This window comes from Pseudomonas sp. PME37.24/006 (assembly GCF_055556635.1).
Genome location: NZ_JBVHNL010000113.1, coordinates 1 through 270 on the forward strand (window position 1 = coordinate 1; position 270 = coordinate 270).

A 270-nucleotide genomic window follows, 5' to 3' on the forward strand; every position below is an offset into this window, starting at 1 on the left:
GGCCAGGATGAACCACAGCACGTCGGGGCTCCACGCCGTGAACCATCGCGACATGGTCCACTCAGGAGGTAGCGGAGCGCCGGTGAGTACCTGAGCCGGTGTGAGCGCACCCGCGGGTTCGGGGAGGATGGGCGGTGGCGTTCGCGCGAGAGCGCCAGCCGCTCCGCTGGCGATCCCCATCAACGCCAGCTCCGCGCTCATTAGCAGCCAGAAAGTCTTGGAGTTGTTGGGATCGGCCCGCATCTTTCGGAGTAGACGGCGTCGGTAGAT

Annotated in this window: 1 protein-coding gene; it reads right to left on the reverse strand. The window is 65.9% G+C overall.

Annotation, left to right across the window (positions count from 1 at the left end; all coding sequences use genetic code 11):
* A partial coding sequence (locus tag ACZ3GY_RS24055; protein WP_465912259.1) for a hypothetical protein occupies nucleotides 1-243 on the reverse strand: 243 nt, incomplete at its 3' end.
* Between the last annotated feature and the right edge of the window lie 27 nt (nucleotides 244-270).